The sequence below is a fragment of the Microbulbifer sp. ABH2_005 genome (genome assembly GCF_056160005.1).
The window spans coordinates 954,046-971,227 of the sequence record NZ_JBSWWI010000001.1 but is presented as its reverse complement, the minus strand read 5'-3'; the positions used below and the strand labels follow the sequence as shown (position 1 = coordinate 971,227).

Here is a 17,182-nt window from a genome sequence, read left to right as displayed (position 1 = left end):
GCTGCGCAATCACCCAGGTATCAGGTACGAGGCAGGGTCACGCCGCGCTGCCCCTGGTACTTACCACCGCGATCTGCGTAGGACACGTCACAAACCTCATCGGACTCGAAAAACAGCATCTGCGCGATACCTTCATTGGCGTAGATCTTCGCCGGCAGGTTGGTGGTGTTTGAAAACTCAAGGGTCACATGCCCCTCCCACTCCGGCTCCAACGGCGTTACATTGACGATAATGCCGCAGCGCGCATAGGTGGATTTACCCAGACAGATGGTCAGCACCGAGCGCGGAATACGGAAATACTCCACAGTGCGCGCCAGGGCGAAGGAGTTCGGCGGGATAATACAGTACTCCCCTTCCACATCGACAAAGCTGTTCTCATCGAAGGTCTTGGGGTCCACCGTGGCCGAGTGCACATTGGTGAAGATCTTAAACTCACCGGCACAGCGCACATCGTAACCGTAACTAGACGTACCGTAGGAGATGAGTCGCTCGCCATCATTGCCATGGCGCACCTGGCCCGGCTCAAAAGGCTCAATCATGCCGTGCTGCTCTGCCATGCGGCGAATCCACTTATCGGACTTGATACTCACTCCGTCCCCCTGAAAACAATAGATAGATGCTCGATAAAAGAGGCGGAATCATAGCGGGTTTGTGCTGTGCAAAAAAGTGCCAATCGACGCCTTTCGTCCTTGTCGTCAACCAGCAACTACTGTATAAATTCACAGGCAGCTGTATATGCATACAGCTATTTAGCTAGATCCGATTGAAGACTGAAACAAGTATGCAGGGTGGCAATGTGAATAGAGCTAAAAATCCCTTACAAAACAATCACTTGGACTGCCAAACCAGCCCCTCAATCCGACTGCGTCACTTTAGAGGCAGGGAAGTCTCCCAGGCAGCCAATGAACCCCAGAGCCCAGGCGCAGCCACCGGTTTTGCTAGCTTGGACGCCCTACTCAAAGACCACGGCTGGCCGCGCGGGGCTACTACTGAATTACTTGTCGGCCAGTCAAACTCCAACGAGCTGGAGCTCTTACTACCCATACTGGCTGAGCTAACGCAAAAGGGAGAGATGGTGATTCTCATCAAACCCCCATTTACCCCCTGTGCCACAGAGCTTACCCAGCATGGTGTCCAGCTGGAGCACCTAATATTAATCCACCCCCGCGACAAGAGAGACTGCCTCTGGGCCATAGAGCAATCTCTACAATCCGGTGGCTGTAGTGCAGTTTTGAGCTGGCAGGGCAATCAGTCGATAAGTTATCGAGAGCTACAGCGCCTGCAGCAATCCGCCGAAGAAAGCGGCTGCCTGCACTTCCTGTTTCGCCCGCAAAGCGAATCTGCCAACCCTTCACCCGCCAGCCTACGTGTGCAGCTCAAATCTGATGGGCAGTTGGCTCTCAAACTCCTGAAGCAGCTCGGGGGTGCCCGTGGTCAGAATCTCTATTTAGCCAGGCGTGCGAGACTGGTCCTCCGCGACCAACCACTACACTAATCAGGTTATCCTATGCTCTGGCTCTGTATGCAGTTCCCCAAACTCCCCCTGGAGGTGCTTACTCGCGCGCAGGCAGAGAACTCGACTCCGCAAGTCGTCGTTGAAAAGCAGCTGGTTATCGAGCATAACCTGGCCGCAGCCCAGTGTGGAATTGTGAACGGCCTGAACATCGCAACCGCATGTAATCTCTGCGCTGATCTACAGTTATTAAACCGCGATGCCCAACGAGAACAACTACAGTTGCAGCAACTGGCCCAGTGGGGCTACAGTTTTACACCGGTCGTCTCGCTCCAGCCGGCGAAACCCGCAAGCAGCGGGGAAAGCACAGCAGCTCTCCTTTATCTAGAGTTGAGCGGCTGCTTGACGGCTAACGGCGGCTTCAAAGCATTGATAGAGCAGCTCCGCAGTGAGCTTAAGCTGATGGGGATTGATAGCATAATGGGGCTCAGCCACAGCCCCAGTGCCGCACACCTGCTGAGCCAATTAGCAGAGCACCGCCAGTGGCTTTTACAGACATGTATCCCGCCCAGCCCCCAACAGTGGAAACAGTGGATAAGTTTGGCTCCAAGCAAATTACTCGACTGCGATAATAAAACCATTTCCAAACTCTACGCCTGCGGCCTAACAAGAGTCAGCCAACTGCTCGCCATCCCCTTGTCAGAGGTGGGCTCTAGCTTTGGGCGCTCATTTGTCGACTACCTGGCCCGCCTCAATGGCAGCCGCCGGGACTCAGTTTGTCACTATCAACCCACAGCACAATTTAACAGCAAATTATTTCTCCCCAACCCGCTGAATAGCAGCGAACAACTGCTTTCCCCTGTCGGGCGATTATTGCGAGAGCTCTATTCACAACTGCAACGTCGACAACTCTACACTCAGAAATTGCACTGGCAACTGGGCTTTGGCCAGGGTAATACCGAGACAATAACTGTAGAAATATCGACCCCACGGTTAGAGCCCCAGCGCCTGATAGCCCTAACCATACTGCGATTGAGAAATTTACCCTTAAAGCATCCCGTACAGTCGATAAGCTTAAACTGCAACCAACTGGTACCACTAAAGAAAGAGTTAGCGGGCAATAATTTATTTGGAAGTGACAGCCAAGCCCATCGTAGCCAACAACTTTTAGACAAGTTAAAAGGCCGCCTTGGCCGCCAAGCTATCTCAGCAATTGCGTTCAAAGAAAGCTAAGCCAGTGCAGGTTTGGCAAACTGCGTCCCTCTATTATAAGAGGGTAATTCTAAGGACTAAAAAATTAAGTCCATTAAAGCGTCCAGCCGAAACTGGCTGCGGACTCGTTCACGCAAGTTAGAAAACAGTGATAAACTATTTTCCCAAGGCGAACCTTACTGTTTTTTTCAGGATCGCAAGCTGAGGAATAATTTTTATAGTTAACCCTCAAACCCTGAACTCCTGGCTCCAGCCGGAATGGCGAAATATTAAAATCTTACTTCTCTAACTTTTTATATCAGAGTTGGGGACGATTAATTCCTAGATTCTCACAATAACCAACACACTTAGCGATAGCGAGAGAGGCCAGCTGGCTGCAGGCTGGTAAGCTTCCACACAAACAAGCCAGGAATCTCATGGGAACCCGTACCAACCAGCTGATCTTGAAAGAACAATCAGATTGAGGCCCTTAAGGGACAGGACTATCCAGCTCGTGCCATTACACAACGCCCCCATCGATCCAATAAGACAATCTCTCGCGAACTTCATCGTTGCAGTCCTTACTGTGCCGAGAGTGCCCACCGTCAGACGCTGCAACGGCGACACGGAACTCTCAAGCACACCAAGCTCGACTTTGCCATGCAGGTACAAGTCAAGCACTAGCTAAAAAATGCAAGCCCTGAACAAATAGCTGAGCGAATGCGGCTTGAGTGGTGCACAAAAACAGTTAGCTGTTCAACAATTTACCGCTGGATCAGTCGACTTAACTGGAGGTCGCGTCTGCCAAGGAAGAGTAAACCTTATCGTAAACGGGTAAACTCAGAGGCTGGCATAAAGCTTATTCCAGGGCACATAGATATTGACCAAAGACCTACGATTGTTGATGAAAACACTGAGGTCGGTCACTGGGAGGGCGATACGGTTGATGGCCAAGATGGCGATCTGGTGACACTGATTGACGAGTTTCAAAGTTATTGCTCACTCGCAGAGCCCCAAATAAGAGCAAGAAAACAGTGAGTCGAGCAATCAAGCGGCTGCTGAAGCCATATCAAGCCATTTGCAAAACCATAACCGTCGATAATGGAGGAGAATTTGCCGGTCACCAGCCGATTGCGCAGAAACTAGGGTGTAAAGTATATTTTGCGAAACCATGCCACTCCTGGGAGCGAGGGCTGAACGAAAATACTAATGGTCTCTTGAGACGCGTCTTCCCAAAAGTAGTGGAAATTGGCAAGGTACCAAAAAGCTGTATTGATGATGCAGCGTTTCGAATCAGCACTCGACCTAGGAAGATGATAAATTACTTGAGCCTACTAGAATTTTTGGTATGCAAACATGTGCTACTTATGCTGACAATCTAGGAACAATCTCGAAAACATATCTCTGCACAAGAAATTGCTTATTGTAACAATGGAAAACAAGTAGCATTCATCGGTCTGGTTACTTGCCTCCAGAAGCCAGGAGATGCTTTCGGAGTAATGTTTCTCACATTGGAGGATGAAAACGGTATAATAAATATTATTCTTTGGGGAAAGCACCAGGAGCGCCACAAATCAAAACTTAAAAAAGGTGTATTCCGGAGGTCAGGGGAACTGTTCAAGCCAATCAAGAAGATCAATTACGAGAAAGCCGATAGCTCACTTGGTCGCACAGAAAATTTCTTTTATAAACTGGCAAGAAATACAATTAGTGAGAAATTTTCACTAAAAATGCAAGCGTATAAATATAAAGCAAACAAAAATTAAAACTATAAGAATCACATTTCAAACATAAAAAGCTCCACACTTGTGGAGCTTTTATTCTACTTTACATAAGGCAAATTGTAGAAACAATTACGATCCTTATATAAAGTCATCTATTAATCTGCAAGGCCTGCACCTTCCTGACACTGGTCATCATTAGCAGCAGTAGCACCGACGGTCGCAGCTGCTGTATAAGTAAGAGCTCCATTCTGATCAATAGTTGCAGTTACAGTACAAGCATCGTCATCCCAAACCAAAGTATCTTGAGTATCCTGAGCAATATCATTTCCAGAGCCTGTCACAAGCTCATCGACCTGTCCGATTTCTGCGTTCAAGCTGCCGCAACCAATACCAGTTTGGATACAAGCTTGGGCCTTGGTAACAAAACTCGCTACGCCCTTCATTGCAGCAGAACCGTGAGAAGTAGCAACATACTCACGATACGCCGGAATCGCTACTGCAGCCAATATACCGATAATCGCTACTACGATCATCAATTCAATAAGAGTAAAACCCTGTTGCTTTTTCATTGTAACCGTCTCCATACAGACTTTAAAAAAGTGAATCCCGTGAGGAAGTCGTCAAACAAGATACAAGGTTTGTGCCAAGTTTGGCAAGACAAGACAGAAAGGCACGGTTACAAATGGGATGCAAATCACTGTCACGTGATTTTATGAAGGCCCATTAAAAATCGTTGACATTTAGACGAATTATTTGACAAAAAATGTCACCTTTGGACATCAAGGGAGCCCCTCAAAGACTTGCAACACCCTCATTGGCTCAACAAACTTTATTCGCTATATTTGCCCCAATTTTGACACACTTGCCATAAATATCTTTAGACTTAAAAATAAACAGTAAAGATCTCTGGTTAGATCAACAGCACAGCAATAGTGGTTTCTCGCATGACTAGCTCCCCTCTTAGCGGCTTGGCAAAACGCTTGGTAGCCGACCAAATCCTTGACGAAACCACCGCCGCCTCCGTACAGAAGGCAGCCCAGCGCGCAGGGCAGAGTTTTGCTCAGCATGCAGTGGAAGCCAAACTCGTGAAAAGCCGAGAGCTTGCCAACATTGCCTCCCTTGCCTTTGGCACAGCACTCTTTGACCTCGGCAGTTACAACTTCGAGATGATCCCCAAAGGGGTGGTCGACGAGAAGCTGATCAGCAAACATTTCGCCCTTCCCTTATATAAGCGCGGAAATCGCCTCTTTATTGCTGTCGCAGATCCTACCAACCTGGCGGGGCTGGACGAGATCAACTTCAATACCGGTCTCAGTACAGACGCGGTTTTAGTAGAAGCTGACAAGCTAGGCAAGGCGATAGAGAGCTACCTCTCTGATGGCGGAGACATCGGGGGTGGTCTAGAAGGTATTGATGATGAAGAGCTAGACTCGCTCAATGTTGGCGAAAGCGAATCTGAATCCGATGATGAAAGAGAGCCGGGAGGAGACGAAGCCCCAGTTGTTCGCTTTGTCAATAAAGTTCTTCTTGACGCTATTCGCACCGGTGCTTCCGATATCCACTTTGAACCCTACGAAAAGTCTTACCGGGTGCGCTTTCGCACTGATGGTGTGCTCCATGAAATTGCCAGGCCTCCGATTCAGTTAGCAACACGGCTTTCTGCTCGCTTGAAAGTGATGTCCAAGATGGATATTTCTGAGCGGCGGGTTCCGCAAGATGGTCGGATTAAGATGAAACTTTCCAAAACCAAGGCGATCGACTTCCGGGTAAATAGTCTGCCTACACTATGGGGGGAAAAAATTGTTCTACGGATTCTCGACCCCTCTTCGGCAAAACTGGGGATTGATGCCCTCGGCTACGAAGACGAGCAAAAGAAAATCTATATGGATGCCCTGGCTCAACCTCAGGGGATGATTCTGGTTACCGGCCCCACTGGTTCGGGCAAGACGGTTTCCCTCTATACCGGCCTCAATATACTCAATACTGCCGAGCGCAATATTTCTACCGCAGAAGATCCCGTTGAAATCAACCTAGAGGGCATTAATCAGGTGAACGTGTCCAATAAGGTGGGGCTTAACTTTGCCGAAGCACTACGCTCATTCCTGCGGCAAGACCCTGATATTGTGATGGTGGGGGAGATTCGGGATCTGGAGACCGCCGAGATAGCTATTAAGGCAGCGCAAACCGGGCACTTGGTGCTCTCTACCCTGCATACCAATTCGGCCCCAGAAACTCTCACACGTCTAATGAATATGGGTGTTCCCACTTTTAATATTGCAACTTCGGTCAGTGTTATTATCGCCCAGCGCCTAGCCCGACGCCTATGCAGTGAATGTAAAAAGGCTATCACCCTACCGAATGAGGTGTTAGAAGCCGAGGGTTTCTCTACTGTGAGCATCCCCAAAAGCGAATGGACACTTTTCCAGCCGGTTGGTTGTGAACACTGCTCCAAAGGCTATAAGGGTCGTGTAGGCGTGTATGAAGTGGTTCGCATCACCGATGGTATCTCCAGAATTATAATGGAGGGCGGCAACTCTATTCAGATTGCTGATCAAGCCCGTAAAGAGGGCTTTAACAATCTAAGAACTTCGGCACTGCGCAAAGTAGTAATGGGTATTACCAGCCTGGAGGAAGCGAACAGAGTGACCAATGATTAAACTCGAGAGGCCGACCTCTCCGAGTTCTAACCTGCAATGATGCTAAGGAAGTAGTTTGCTCAGCTTGCCTCTGAGTTTCTGGACTCTCAAGAGCAAGATAGATACCAGGCATGGCGTAAGTCCAGCCAACGAAAGAATCAGGATAAAAAGTATGGCCAATGCCGCAGCAGTCGCATATATCTACAAAGGTGTGGATAGCAAAGGGGCTAAGGTTCAAGGTGAGATCAATGGTACCAGCCCTGCGCTGGTAAAGGCTCAGCTTCGCAAGCAGGGTATTATAGCCAGCCGCGTACAGAAAAAGCCCAAGCCACTATTTGGCGGTGGCAAAAAGAAAGTAAAGGCCGCAGATATCGCCCTATTTACCCGGCAGCTAGCTACCATGATGAAGGCTGGCGTTCCCCTGGTGCAGAGCTTCGAAATTGTTGCCGATGGCTTAGACAATCAAGGATTAAAAGACCTAATTTTCAAAATCCGAGATGATGTTGCCTCAGGTACCGCTTTTGCCGATGCATTACGTAAGCACCCTCTATATTTCGACAATTTATTTTGCAACCTCGTTGCGTCAGGTGAACAATCCGGCGCCCTTGAAACTATGCTCGATCGTATCGCCACTTATAAAGAGAAAACAGAATCTCTTAAGGCAAAAATTAGAAAAGCAATGACCTACCCTCTCGCAGTCATTGTAGTGGCAATTATCGTAACTTCTATTCTCTTGATAAAAGTAGTCCCCCAATTTGCAGAAACTTTTTCTGGCTTCGGTGCCGAGCTGCCTGCATTTACCCAGTTCGTCGTTGGTATTTCCGAGTGGATGCAGGCCTATTGGTTTATGGCTTTAATCGGAGTTGTGCTCGTAGTCGGCGGAACTATAGAAGCCAAAAAACGCAACAAAGCCGTTGCTCAGTTTTTCGATAAGCTAATTCTAAAACTGCCCATACTTGGCCCCATTACTTATAATTCGATTGCAGCAAGGTTTGCAAGAACTCTATCCACTACCTTTGCTGCAGGTGTTCCTCTGATAGATGCCTTAAAGTCAGTTGCCGGGGCAACGGGAAATTGTGTTTACGAGTCTGCAACCTTTAAAATCAGAGACTCTGTTGCAACGGGTATCCCTTTAAATAGTGCCATGCGCCAATCTGGGCTCTACCCTGTAATGCTGGTGCAAATGACCTCCATTGGTGAGGAATCTGGAGCGCTGGATGAGATGCTGAGTAAGGCGGCAGACTTCTATGAAGAAGCTGTTGACAATGCCGTTGATAATTTAACCACCCTTCTTGAACCAATGATTATGTCTATTCTCGGCGTATTAGTCGGCGGCCTGCTTATCGCCATGTATCTTCCGATTTTCCAGCTCGGCAAAGTAGTTTAGTTATCCATGCTTGAATATCTTTCTAATTACCCAGCGCTGCTACTAGGCAGCGCTTTTATCTTAGGCCTCGTGATAGGCAGCTTCCTCAATGTAGTAATCCTTCGCCTGCCAATAATGATGGAGCGCGAATACAAGCGGGATTTTTATAGCTACTTCAATACCAAACCAGATGCCAAAGAACAGGAGGAGCTAGAGAAGCCTTTTAATCTAGTACTACCCAACTCCCACTGCCCAAAATGTAAAATCGAGATTAAGCCCTGGCAAAACATCCCTGTAATCAGCTATCTGCTTTTACGCGGTAAATGCGGTTCTTGCGGTACACCTATTTCCAAGCGCTACCCCTTAGTTGAGCTGGCCACTGGCATTCTCACCGCGGTGGTAGTTTGGCAACTGGGCTTTACCTGGCAGGCGCTGGCAGGCTGTGTCTTTACCTGGGCTTTGGTGGCGCTTACTGGTATCGACTTCGATAAACAGCTATTGCCAGACAGTATTACCTTACCTCTACTCTGGGGTGGCCTACTGATAAATCTGTGGGGAGTTTTTGTCCCGCTGCAAGATGCCGTTATTGGGGCTATTGCCGGTTATCTTTCCCTCTGGTTAGTGTTTCATATCTTTAAGCTGGTTACTAGCAAAGAGGGGATGGGAGCTGGGGATTTTAAGATTCTCGCGGCTATCGGTGCTTGGTTTGGCTGGCAGATGCTGCCGCTGGTGATTTTGCTCTCTGCCGCTGTGGGCGCTATTGCCGGTATATCCTGGAGTCTGGCGGTTGGGCGGGATCGCAATCTGCCGATTGCCTTTGGTCCTTATCTAGCCGGTGCCGGTTGGATTGCCATGCTGTGGGGTGAGCAGATTGTCGGTTGGTACCTGAGTTTTTCCGGTCTGTAGTCAGCCAGCGCTATCTGACTATTTTCCAATCCAATTACCCTTTATAGAGCCAGTGAATTACCATTAACCCGGCTACTAAATAGCCGGGTTTCTTGTTTTTAGCCCCAATTTTTTCCCCAGGGAGACAATCCATTGTTTCGAGTAGGCTTAACTGGAGGCATAGGCAGTGGCAAGTCGGCTGCCGCAGGATACTTCCGTGAACTGGGTATTCATGTGGTGGATGCGGACTGGGCCGCCCGGGTGGTCGTACAACCAGGTAGGCCTGCGCTAGAGCAGATAGCTCAGCATTTCGGAGCGAATGTCTTGCTGGAAAATGGCGAGCTGGACCGGGCTCAGCTACGCGCCTTAGTGTTTGATAATTCTGAGGAGCGGACCTGGTTAGAGAGGCTGCTACACCCACTAATTCGCGAAGAGATTATCAACTCCCTGGAACAAAGCACCAGCCCCTACGCAATACTGGAGTCGCCACTACTCATCGAGTCCGGCCAGTATGAGTTGGTAGATAGAATCTGCGTGGTGGACTTGCCGGAAAGTTTACAATTGGAGAGGGCCAGTGCTAGGGATGTCAATCACCCGGAACAGATCCGCAAAATCATGGCGGCACAACTCAGCAGGCAGGAACGCCTGGCCAAGGCCGACGATGTGCTGGACAATACCGCAGGCTTGGCGGAATTGCGCAGCCAAATAGAAGCTTTACATCAGAAGTATTTGCAATTGGCGAAGCCATAGCGCGACTCTACGATTAAAAAGTAGCCTGCTCAGAAACTAACTATCACATCGAAAAAGTTGTACCCAAACCTACTATGTCCAAACCCAAAGAAGCCCCGACTTTAAATTGCCCCACCTGCAAAAAGCCCATCGAATGGAGCGATAAGTTCCCCTTTAAACCTTTTTGCAGTGAGCGCTGTAAGCTAATCGACTTGGGCGAGTGGGCCAGTGAGGGACACAAGATTCCGGGTGAGCCAATCTACGATGATGTTTTGAGTGACGACCTGGACCCGAGCAAGCAGCGCCATTAAGTCCAGATCTATGATTGCAGCCTATGCACAAGACTCTGCCAAGACTTTACATAGGCGTGCTCGATTTAAGCTTCCGCAGCCTCGATGGCCTCAATAATCGCCTGGTTGGCATCTGGGAACTGATAATTCTTTAGTTCCTTTACCGCCACCCAGGCGGTCTCCTGTCCTTCGCGTCCCTGGGCCTCACCGGCAAATGCCGTTACCTGCCAGGTATCGAGAAGTACGGTTTTTTCTGCATAGTCATGCTGAATTTTCAGCAGGGGCTGTAGCTGTTGCACCTCAATCGCGACCTCTTCGTAAAGCTCACGGGTCAGAGCCTGCTGTATGCTTTCCCCTGCCTCCACCTTGCCACCAGGGAATTCCCAGCGCCCGCCCATATGCAAATGATCGGGGCGTCGGGCAATTAAAATTTTGCCGTCACTGCGACGAACAACACCAACAGCAACATGAATCACACGGCTCACAACAACTCCTCAGGTGCGGTATTCGGCGTTAATCGTGACATACTCATGAGAGAAGTCACAGGTCCAAATATGCTCACTAGCGTTACCGCGGCCCAGTTCTATGCGAATGGTAAACTCAGGTTGGGAAAACACCTGTTCGCCCTGCTCTTCCCGGTAGTTAGCAGAGCGGCCTCCGGCCTCCACGACTTGTACAGTGTCCAAGTAAATATTGACCTTGCCGGTATCCAAGCCGTTCGGCAGTACATTACCAATCGCCATCACCAAGCGACCCCAGTTAGGATCTGAAGCGTAGAGTGCCGTCTTTACCAGGGGAGAGTTACCCACCTCGAAGGCGACGTTAAGAGCCTCATCACGACTCTCTGCCCCCTCCACCTGCACAGTGACAAATTTAGTGGCTCCTTCTCCGTCCCTAACCACCTCTTTGGCCAGCTCGATATGCACCTGAGTGATGGCTTGCATCAATTCGCTGTAACCCTCGTCAGCGGGACTATTGATAGGCTTGCCCGTCGCTCCACTGGCGATCAGCACGCAGGCATCATTGGTTGAGGTATCACCATCCACGCTGACACGATTAAAGGAAGCATTAACGGCCTCCTTCACCATTCGATCCAGCAATGGCTGGGCGATGCTGGCATCGGTGGCGACATAGGCGAGCATGGTCGCCATATTTGGCTGAATCATGCCGGAACCCTTGGCGATCCCCACGACCGTAATTTTTTCACCGCCAATATTCAGGAAGCGCTTGGCAGTTTTCGGACGAGTATCCGTAGTCATAATGGTTTTTGCCGCCCGCCCCCATCCGCTTTCGATAAGCTCAGTCGCGGCTGTGGGGATGGCATCCAGTAATCGCTGCAAGGGTAGATGCTCGCCGATAACGCCGGTACTAAAAGGCAATACCTGCTCTGCCCGAACATTCATCGCTTCGGCCACTGCCGCACAGCAGGCCCTGGCGTCGCTTAGACCGCGCTCACCAGTGGCCGCGTTGGCATTACCGGCATTCACCAGCAGGGCACGGATATTTCCCTGTCCGATATGCTCTTTGGCTACCAAGACCGGTGCGGCGCAGAAGCTGTTCTGGGTAAAGGTGGCCGAGACCGATGCGCCTTCGGCAACCTCTATTAACAACAGGTCATCACGGGACCAATTTTTGATCTTGGCAGGCACACTGGCAAGGCGAACCCCTTTTACAGGAGGAAGTAGTGATTCAGGCATAACGGTTCAACTTAAGCACCGGCTTCGGCTGCTTTAATAAAAGCTCGCCTTAGGAAGAAAAGCGTCATTATTAGGTTCTGGCCCCGCTGAGGCAAGAATTATCCGCACTTAATGCGGATAAAAAACATAAACCCGCAGAATATTTATTATCAGATTAAAAAAATACCCCGCGTAAAGCGGGGTATTTCTTGTTGGCGCCACTACGATCAGAGAGTTATCAGCTCTGGGTAGAGGAGGCCAGCTTGCCGTGGCACTGCTTGTACTTCTTGCCGGAACCGCAGGGGCATGGGTCATTACGGCCAACCTTTGGTCCGCGGCGCTCTGGAGCCGGGGCCGCCTGCTGCTGAGGTTCACTCTCTGGTAGAGCCGAGGCCTCGGCGTGCTGAAGCTCCAGCTGCTGTTTGCGCTGCTCTTCCAAACGGCGCTGCTCCAGTTCGTCCATTTGCTCGCGGGTCATGGGTTCCACATGGGCGAGAATGCGCACCACTTCGTGCTTGAGATTTTCCAACATGCTCTGGAACAGGTGGAATGACTCGCGCTTGAACTCCTGCTTGGGATTCTTGTTGGCGTAAGCGCGCAAGCCAATACCCGCTCTCAGGTGATCCATGCTGGAGAGATGCTCTTTCCACAGCTGATCCAGCACCTGCAACATGATCTGACGCTCCACGGTTGGCATCAGGTTGGCGTCGCCGGAGGATTCACTGATACGCTCCACCTTGGTGGCGTAAGCGGCTTGAGCTTCGGCAACAACCTTCTCGCGCAGCGTTTCCTCGTGCAGGTTGCGGTCTTCATCCAGCCATTTTTGGATAGGTAGCTCAACGCCCAGCTCGCCGGCCAGCTGCTGCTCCAGCGCCGGGATATCCCACTGCTCCTCAACACTTTGTGGCGGGACTGAAGCCGAGATAATTTCATTCACAACGTCTTCGCGAATCGCGTTGATGGTATCGCTGATCTGATCGGCTTCGAGCAGCTCATTGCGCTGACTGTAAATCACCTGACGCTGATCGTTGGCCACATCATCGTATTCCAGCAATTGTTTGCGGATATCGAAGTTGCGCCCTTCCACGCGGCGCTGGGCTTTTTCAATTGCATTGGAAACCATGCGGTGCTCAATAGCCTCACCGCGCTCCATACCCAGCATCTGCATAAAATTCTTCACCCGGTCGGAGGCGAAGATACGCATCAGGTTATCTTCTAAAGACAGGTAGAAACGAGTTACACCCGGGTCACCCTGACGCCCGGCACGGCCACGCAACTGGTTATCGATACGACGGGATTCGTGGCGCTCGGTGCCGATAATGTGTAAGCCGCCAGCTTCGATCACCAGCTCGTGGCGCTTCTTCCACTCCTCTTTCACCTTGGCTACTTCCGCCTCACTCAAGGCGCTGCCTTTTTCCTGGGCCAGAGCTTCCGCTTCGGCCTCCCAGTTACCACCCAGCACAATATCGGTACCACGACCAGCCATATTGGTGGCGATGGTGACCGTACCGGGGCGACCAGCCTGAGCAATGATATGCGCTTCGCGTTCATGGTACTTGGCGTTTAGCACCTGGTGCTGGATACCCGCCTTCTGCAGCATGTGCGACATTTCTTCGGAAGTCTCGATAGAAGCGGTACCCACGAGGATCGGCGCCTGCTTTTCACGGCAGAACTTAATGTCCTCGATAATGGCTTCCATCTTCTCTTCTTTGCTCAGGTAGACCAGGTCGTTGAGGTCATCCCGCTGAATATCTTTATTGGTGGGGATCACCACCACATCCAGACCATAAATCTGCTGGAATTCAAACGCCTCGGTATCAGCGGTACCGGTCATACCGGAAAGCTTCGGATAGAAACGGAACAGGTTTTGGAAAGTAGTGGAAGCCAGCGTCTGGCTCTCACTCTGGATCTGAACATTTTCCTTAGCTTCCAATGCCTGGTGTAAACCTTCTGAGAGGCGACGGCCAGGCATAGTGCGGCCGGTGTGCTCATCGATCAGCACGACCTGGCCATTTTGCACGATATAGTCCACATCCCGGTTAAATAGCACCTGGGCGCGCAGTGCAGCATGTACATGGTGTAACAGACCTAGGTTACCGGGCGCATAAAGAGACTGGTCTTCCTTCATCAGGCCGCTGCGGGACAACAACTCCTCCACCAGCTGGTGGCCCTGCTCAGTCAGCTCTACCTGGCGGGTCTTCTCATCAACTGTGTAGTGTCCCTCACCGCCTTCCTCGGCACGTTCGAGCTGCGGAATCAGCTTGTTCATGGCCAGGTACAAGTGAGAGGAATCTTCCGCTGCACCGGAAATAATTAGCGGGGTACGCGCCTCATCGATCAGGATGGAGTCCACCTCATCCACGATGGCGAAGTTTTGCGGGCGCTGGGTGCGATCTTCCTTGCGCAACACCATATTGTCACGCAGGTAGTCGAAACCGAATTCATTGTTGGTGCCGTAGGTGATATCAGCCTGATAGGCGGCCTTCTTATCGTCCGGATGCTGCTGGGAAACAATCACTCCCACCGTCAAGCCGAGGAATTCATAAACCGGGCGCATCCAGTTGGCATCCCGCGATGCCAGGTAATCATTGACCGTCACAATATGCACACCCTTACCTTCCAGGGCGTTCAGATAGGCCGGTAATGTCGCCACCAGGGTTTTACCTTCACCGGTACGCATCTCTGCGATGCGACCTTCGTGCAGCGTCATACCCCCAATCAGCTGTACATCGAAGTGGCGCATACCCATTGTACGGCGGCCTGCTTCACGCACTGCTGCGAAGGCTTCGGGCAGCAGCTGGTCCAGAGTTTCCCCATCTGCAATACGCTTTTTAAACTCTTCTGTTTTGGCGCGAAGAGCTGCATCGTCCAGCTTCTGGAAATCCTCTTCCAGCGCGTTGACTTTCTCCACGATGCGTCGCATGCGCTTCAGCTCGCGGTCATTTTTTGTACCAAAGACCGATTTAATCAGTTTGCCAATCATTATCTAGAAACCACTTATCTTATGTGCGCTGTCGGCGCTAATGCTGGGCAGATATTGCACCGACACTCCTTTATGCGAGGGGTGCAAGTAAACAGGAAGGCGCAAGCGCTGGCAACTCTTATGCCAAGCTGCCAGCATTTGCGCGTAAGGGAAGAATAGTTGTTATCTGCCTGTGCGGCGGATGTAGCTGGCCGGGTCGACGGTGCGATTATTCTTGAAGATTTCGAAGTGCACATGAGGGCCAGTAGAGCGTCCACTGGAGCCCATCTGAGCAATCACCTGGCCTTTTTTAACCACATCACCGAGGCCAACATTGAGTTCACTGTTGTGGCCGTAGCGGGTGGAATAACCATTGCCATGGTTAATTTCCACCAGCTGCCCGTAGCCATGACGCTCATCGGCCCAGGTAACTACCCCTGCGGCAACGGATACTACGTCTGAGCCCATCTTGCCAGCAAAGTCGACACCTTTATGCCAGGTGCGACGCCCGCTGAAGGGGTCGGTGCGATAACCGTAACGGGAGGACATCCAGCCTTTAGTGATCGGGCGCCCGGCGATAAACTGCTCATCTTCAAGCTGCAGATTCGCCATCAGGGATTCGAGGGTGTTCAGCTGCATCTGGCGATCGTCCACCTTGTGAGACAATTCACCAATCACTTCGAGAAATTCAGGAGGCTGGTAAGGCAGCTCTGAAGCCCCAGCGATACCGGGGTCTTCCGGCCCCCCCACCGCGGGGGCAGCGCTGAATTCGAATTCACCCTCGTCGAGGTTAGCGGCTGCGGTAAGACGCTCACCCACGGCATCCAGACGTGTTAGACGGGCCTGCAACTCAGCCAGCTTTACCGTAAGCGCGGCGAGTTGCTCGTGAGCCTCACGATCGGCCTCATCAATTTCCTGCTGCTGCTTACGCAGAGCGCGCTCCCACGCCTTGGCCGTGCGAGCATCGAACAAATCGGTTTTGGTCACAGGCAGATTGGCGCCCAGGAAAAAAGCACCAACCGGGAGGCCCAACAGGCACAAGCTCAGTAGTGCCTTGCTCAGTCCACCAAAGTTGAAGCTGCGGGTGGCGCCACGCTCATTGACCAGTATTACTTTCATAACAAGCAGGAGAAATTCGATATTTTGTAGTTTTGTTGTCTCTATAAGTGAGACGAGACTCCAGTGCAGTACCTCACACTAATGGAGCGGTAAACCTAAACATCCGGAAGAAAGTAAGGTTACCAGAATTGCATCAACCTTCTCTGGTGATTCAGTCACGTAAAAAAGCCGGCAGTATAATGCCGGCTTCTTGCAGAGTTTAAACAGCCAAAATCGGCTTGACGTAGGAGATCGGAGCCTCTTGCTCCCCCTCGAAAGTCACCATTTCCCAGGCATCTTTCTGTGTCATCAGATGACGCAGGGACTTATTGTTCAGAGAATGGCCAGATTTAAAGGCTTTAAACTCACCAATCAGGCTGGTGCCAAGCAGGTAAAGGTCACCAATGGCATCGAGAATCTTGTGTTTCACAAATTCGTCTTCGTAACGCAACCCACCTTCGTTCAAAATACGATACTGGTCGATCACGATAGCGTTATCCACGGAGCCGCCTTGAACCAAGCCCTTAGAGCGCAGGTATTCAATTTCGTGCATAAACCCGAAAGTGCGCGCGCGACTCACCTCTTTCACGAAAGAGGTGCTGGAGAAGTCCACAGAAGAGGTCAGATTGCGCCCCTGGAATACCGGGTGGTCAAAGTCGATGGTAAAGGAGACCTTAAAACCATTGAACGGCAGGAAACTGGCAACTTTATCGCCCTCTTCCACCGTAATCGGCTTCTTAATACGCAGGAATTTCTTCGGCGCGGATTGCTCTTGGATACCGGCAGACTGGATCAGGAATACGAAAGGACCGGCACTGCCGTCCATGATCGGCACTTCCTGGGCGGACAGCTCGACAATCGCATTGTCGATACCAAGGCCAGCCATTGCCGAGAGCAAGTGCTCTACGGTAGCAATGCGGACATCGTCCTTCACCAGGGTAGTGGAAAGCAGTGTATCGCCCACATTCTCTGCGCGGGCTTCAATTTCGACCACCGGATCCAAGTCCGTTCTACGGAACACGATGCCGGTGTCTACGGGAGCCGGCTTAAGGGTCAGAACGACCTTTTTGCCAGTGTGCAGACCTACGCCAGTGGCGCGAATAGCATTTTTAAGCGTGCGCTGTTTGATCATGAAACTATCTTTTCCCAGTCGGTGGTCTACGCGTAATGCG

18 protein-coding genes are annotated in these 17,182 nt (G+C 50.9%); 10 read left to right on the top strand and 8 right to left on the bottom strand.

Annotation, left to right across the window (positions count from 1 at the left end):
* Positions 1 to 20: 20 nt before the first annotated feature.
* Positions 21 to 590: a dCTP deaminase gene (gene dcd, locus ACXAFI_RS04245; RefSeq protein ID WP_152454498.1), complete on the bottom strand. Its 570-nt coding sequence runs from the start codon at positions 588 to 590 to the stop codon at positions 21 to 23.
* Positions 591 to 796: 206 nt separating this feature from the next.
* Between dcd and imuA the strand changes: the two genes are divergently transcribed.
* From imuA to ACXAFI_RS04230, 3 genes are all read left to right on the top strand, one after another.
* Positions 797 to 1,495, top strand: a complete 699-nt coding sequence (gene imuA, locus ACXAFI_RS04240) for a translesion DNA synthesis-associated protein ImuA (protein ID WP_475107807.1) — start codon at positions 797 to 799, stop codon at positions 1,493 to 1,495.
* A 12-nt stretch (positions 1,496 to 1,507) separates the two neighbouring features.
* A complete protein-coding gene (locus tag ACXAFI_RS04235; protein ID WP_475107806.1) occupies positions 1,508 to 2,686 on the top strand; it encodes a Y-family DNA polymerase in 1,179 nt (392 codons plus the stop codon).
* 438 nt (positions 2,687 to 3,124) lie between these two features.
* Positions 3,125 to 3,328: a hypothetical protein gene (locus tag ACXAFI_RS04230; RefSeq protein ID WP_475109794.1), complete on the top strand. Its 204-nt coding sequence runs from the start codon at positions 3,125 to 3,127 to the stop codon at positions 3,326 to 3,328.
* A gap of 156 nt (positions 3,329 to 3,484) precedes the next feature.
* Here the strand turns inward: ACXAFI_RS04230 and ACXAFI_RS04225 are convergent, their stop codons facing one another.
* Positions 3,485 to 3,634, bottom strand: coding sequence for a hypothetical protein (locus tag ACXAFI_RS04225; protein ID WP_475107805.1), 150 nt, complete (start codon positions 3,632 to 3,634; stop codon positions 3,485 to 3,487).
* Between the two features lie 44 nt (positions 3,635 to 3,678).
* Here ACXAFI_RS04225 and ACXAFI_RS04220 point away from each other — a divergent pair, with 44 nt between their 5' ends.
* Positions 3,679 to 4,026 carry an IS30 family transposase gene (locus tag ACXAFI_RS04220; RefSeq protein ID WP_475107804.1) on the top strand — a complete coding sequence of 116 codons (348 nt, stop codon included), beginning with the start codon at positions 3,679 to 3,681 and terminating at the stop codon, positions 4,024 to 4,026.
* Positions 4,027 to 4,143: 117 nt separating this feature from the next.
* Positions 4,144 to 4,410 carry a hypothetical protein gene (locus ACXAFI_RS04215; RefSeq protein ID WP_475107803.1) on the top strand — a complete coding sequence of 89 codons (267 nt, stop codon included), beginning with the start codon at positions 4,144 to 4,146 and terminating at the stop codon, positions 4,408 to 4,410.
* Between the two features lie 113 nt (positions 4,411 to 4,523).
* On the opposite strand, the gene ACXAFI_RS04210 is transcribed toward ACXAFI_RS04215, so the two are convergent.
* Positions 4,524 to 4,937: a pilin gene (locus ACXAFI_RS04210; protein WP_475107802.1), complete on the bottom strand. Its 414-nt coding sequence runs from the start codon at positions 4,935 to 4,937 to the stop codon at positions 4,524 to 4,526.
* A gap of 375 nt (positions 4,938 to 5,312) precedes the next feature.
* Between ACXAFI_RS04210 and pilB the strand changes: the two genes are divergently transcribed.
* The 5 genes from pilB to yacG all read left to right on the top strand — a co-directional run bounded on the left by pilB (position 5,313) and on the right by yacG (position 10,295).
* Positions 5,313 to 7,025 carry a type IV-A pilus assembly ATPase PilB gene (gene pilB, locus ACXAFI_RS04205; RefSeq protein WP_475107801.1) on the top strand — a complete coding sequence of 571 codons (1,713 nt, stop codon included), beginning with the start codon at positions 5,313 to 5,315 and terminating at the stop codon, positions 7,023 to 7,025.
* 151 nt (positions 7,026 to 7,176) lie between these two features.
* Entirely contained in the window at positions 7,177 to 8,391 is a 1,215-nt protein-coding gene (locus ACXAFI_RS04200; protein WP_475107800.1) for a type II secretion system F family protein, read from the top strand.
* Positions 8,392 to 8,397: 6 nt separating this feature from the next.
* Positions 8,398 to 9,276, top strand: a complete 879-nt coding sequence (locus ACXAFI_RS04195; RefSeq protein WP_475107799.1) for a prepilin peptidase — start codon at positions 8,398 to 8,400, stop codon at positions 9,274 to 9,276.
* A gap of 132 nt (positions 9,277 to 9,408) precedes the next feature.
* Positions 9,409 to 10,005, top strand: coding sequence for a dephospho-CoA kinase (coaE, locus tag ACXAFI_RS04190; RefSeq protein WP_475107798.1), 597 nt, complete (start codon positions 9,409 to 9,411; stop codon positions 10,003 to 10,005).
* Positions 10,006 to 10,079: 74 nt separating this feature from the next.
* The gene (gene yacG, locus ACXAFI_RS04185; protein ID WP_152454506.1) at positions 10,080 to 10,295 is read left to right on the top strand and encodes a DNA gyrase inhibitor YacG; all 216 of its coding nucleotides are present in this window, start codon (positions 10,080 to 10,082) and stop codon (positions 10,293 to 10,295) included.
* A 65-nt stretch (positions 10,296 to 10,360) separates the two neighbouring features.
* Here yacG and mutT read toward each other — a convergent pair whose 3' ends face one another.
* The 5 genes from mutT to lpxC form a co-directional block, all read right to left on the bottom strand.
* Positions 10,361 to 10,759 (bottom strand): 8-oxo-dGTP diphosphatase MutT, encoded by a 399-nt coding sequence (gene mutT, locus ACXAFI_RS04180; protein ID WP_475107797.1) that lies wholly within the window; start codon positions 10,757 to 10,759, stop codon positions 10,361 to 10,363.
* A gap of 9 nt (positions 10,760 to 10,768) precedes the next feature.
* Positions 10,769 to 11,971, bottom strand: a complete 1,203-nt coding sequence (gene argJ / locus ACXAFI_RS04175; protein ID WP_475107796.1) for a bifunctional glutamate N-acetyltransferase/amino-acid acetyltransferase ArgJ — start codon at positions 11,969 to 11,971, stop codon at positions 10,769 to 10,771.
* Between the two features lie 217 nt (positions 11,972 to 12,188).
* A complete protein-coding gene (secA, locus tag ACXAFI_RS04170) occupies positions 12,189 to 14,933 on the bottom strand; it encodes a preprotein translocase subunit SecA (RefSeq protein WP_475107795.1) in 2,745 nt (914 codons plus the stop codon).
* A 162-nt stretch (positions 14,934 to 15,095) separates the two neighbouring features.
* Positions 15,096 to 16,031, bottom strand: coding sequence for a M23 family metallopeptidase (locus ACXAFI_RS04165; protein WP_475107794.1), 936 nt, complete (start codon positions 16,029 to 16,031; stop codon positions 15,096 to 15,098).
* Between the two features lie 199 nt (positions 16,032 to 16,230).
* Positions 16,231 to 17,142, bottom strand: a complete 912-nt coding sequence (gene lpxC, locus ACXAFI_RS04160) for a UDP-3-O-acyl-N-acetylglucosamine deacetylase (protein ID WP_152454511.1) — start codon at positions 17,140 to 17,142, stop codon at positions 16,231 to 16,233.
* Between the last annotated feature and the right edge of the window lie 40 nt (positions 17,143 to 17,182).

Bases quoted from the DNA above. Each gene is read 5' to 3' on its own strand.
- ACXAFI_RS04235 (WP_475107806.1), top strand. From the start codon at position 1,508: ATGCTCTGGCTCTGTATGCAGTTCCCCAAACTCCCCCTGGAGGTGCTT.
- ACXAFI_RS04215 (WP_475107803.1), top strand. From the start codon at position 4,144: ATGTTTCTCACATTGGAGGATGAAAACGGTATAATAAATATTATTCTT.
- ACXAFI_RS04210 (WP_475107802.1), bottom strand. From the start codon at position 4,937: ATGAAAAAGCAACAGGGTTTTACTCTTATTGAATTGATGATCGTAGTA.
- pilB (WP_475107801.1), top strand. From the start codon at position 5,313: ATGACTAGCTCCCCTCTTAGCGGCTTGGCAAAACGCTTGGTAGCCGAC.
- ACXAFI_RS04200 (WP_475107800.1), top strand. From the start codon at position 7,177: ATGGCCAATGCCGCAGCAGTCGCATATATCTACAAAGGTGTGGATAGC.
- ACXAFI_RS04195 (WP_475107799.1), top strand. From the start codon at position 8,398: ATGCTTGAATATCTTTCTAATTACCCAGCGCTGCTACTAGGCAGCGCT.
- yacG (WP_152454506.1), top strand. From the start codon at position 10,080: ATGTCCAAACCCAAAGAAGCCCCGACTTTAAATTGCCCCACCTGCAAA.
- argJ (WP_475107796.1), bottom strand. From the start codon at position 11,971: ATGCCTGAATCACTACTTCCTCCTGTAAAAGGGGTTCGCCTTGCCAGT.
- secA (WP_475107795.1), bottom strand. From the start codon at position 14,933: ATGATTGGCAAACTGATTAAATCGGTCTTTGGTACAAAAAATGACCGC.
- ACXAFI_RS04165 (WP_475107794.1), bottom strand. From the start codon at position 16,031: ATGAAAGTAATACTGGTCAATGAGCGTGGCGCCACCCGCAGCTTCAAC.
- lpxC (WP_152454511.1), bottom strand. From the start codon at position 17,142: ATGATCAAACAGCGCACGCTTAAAAATGCTATTCGCGCCACTGGCGTA.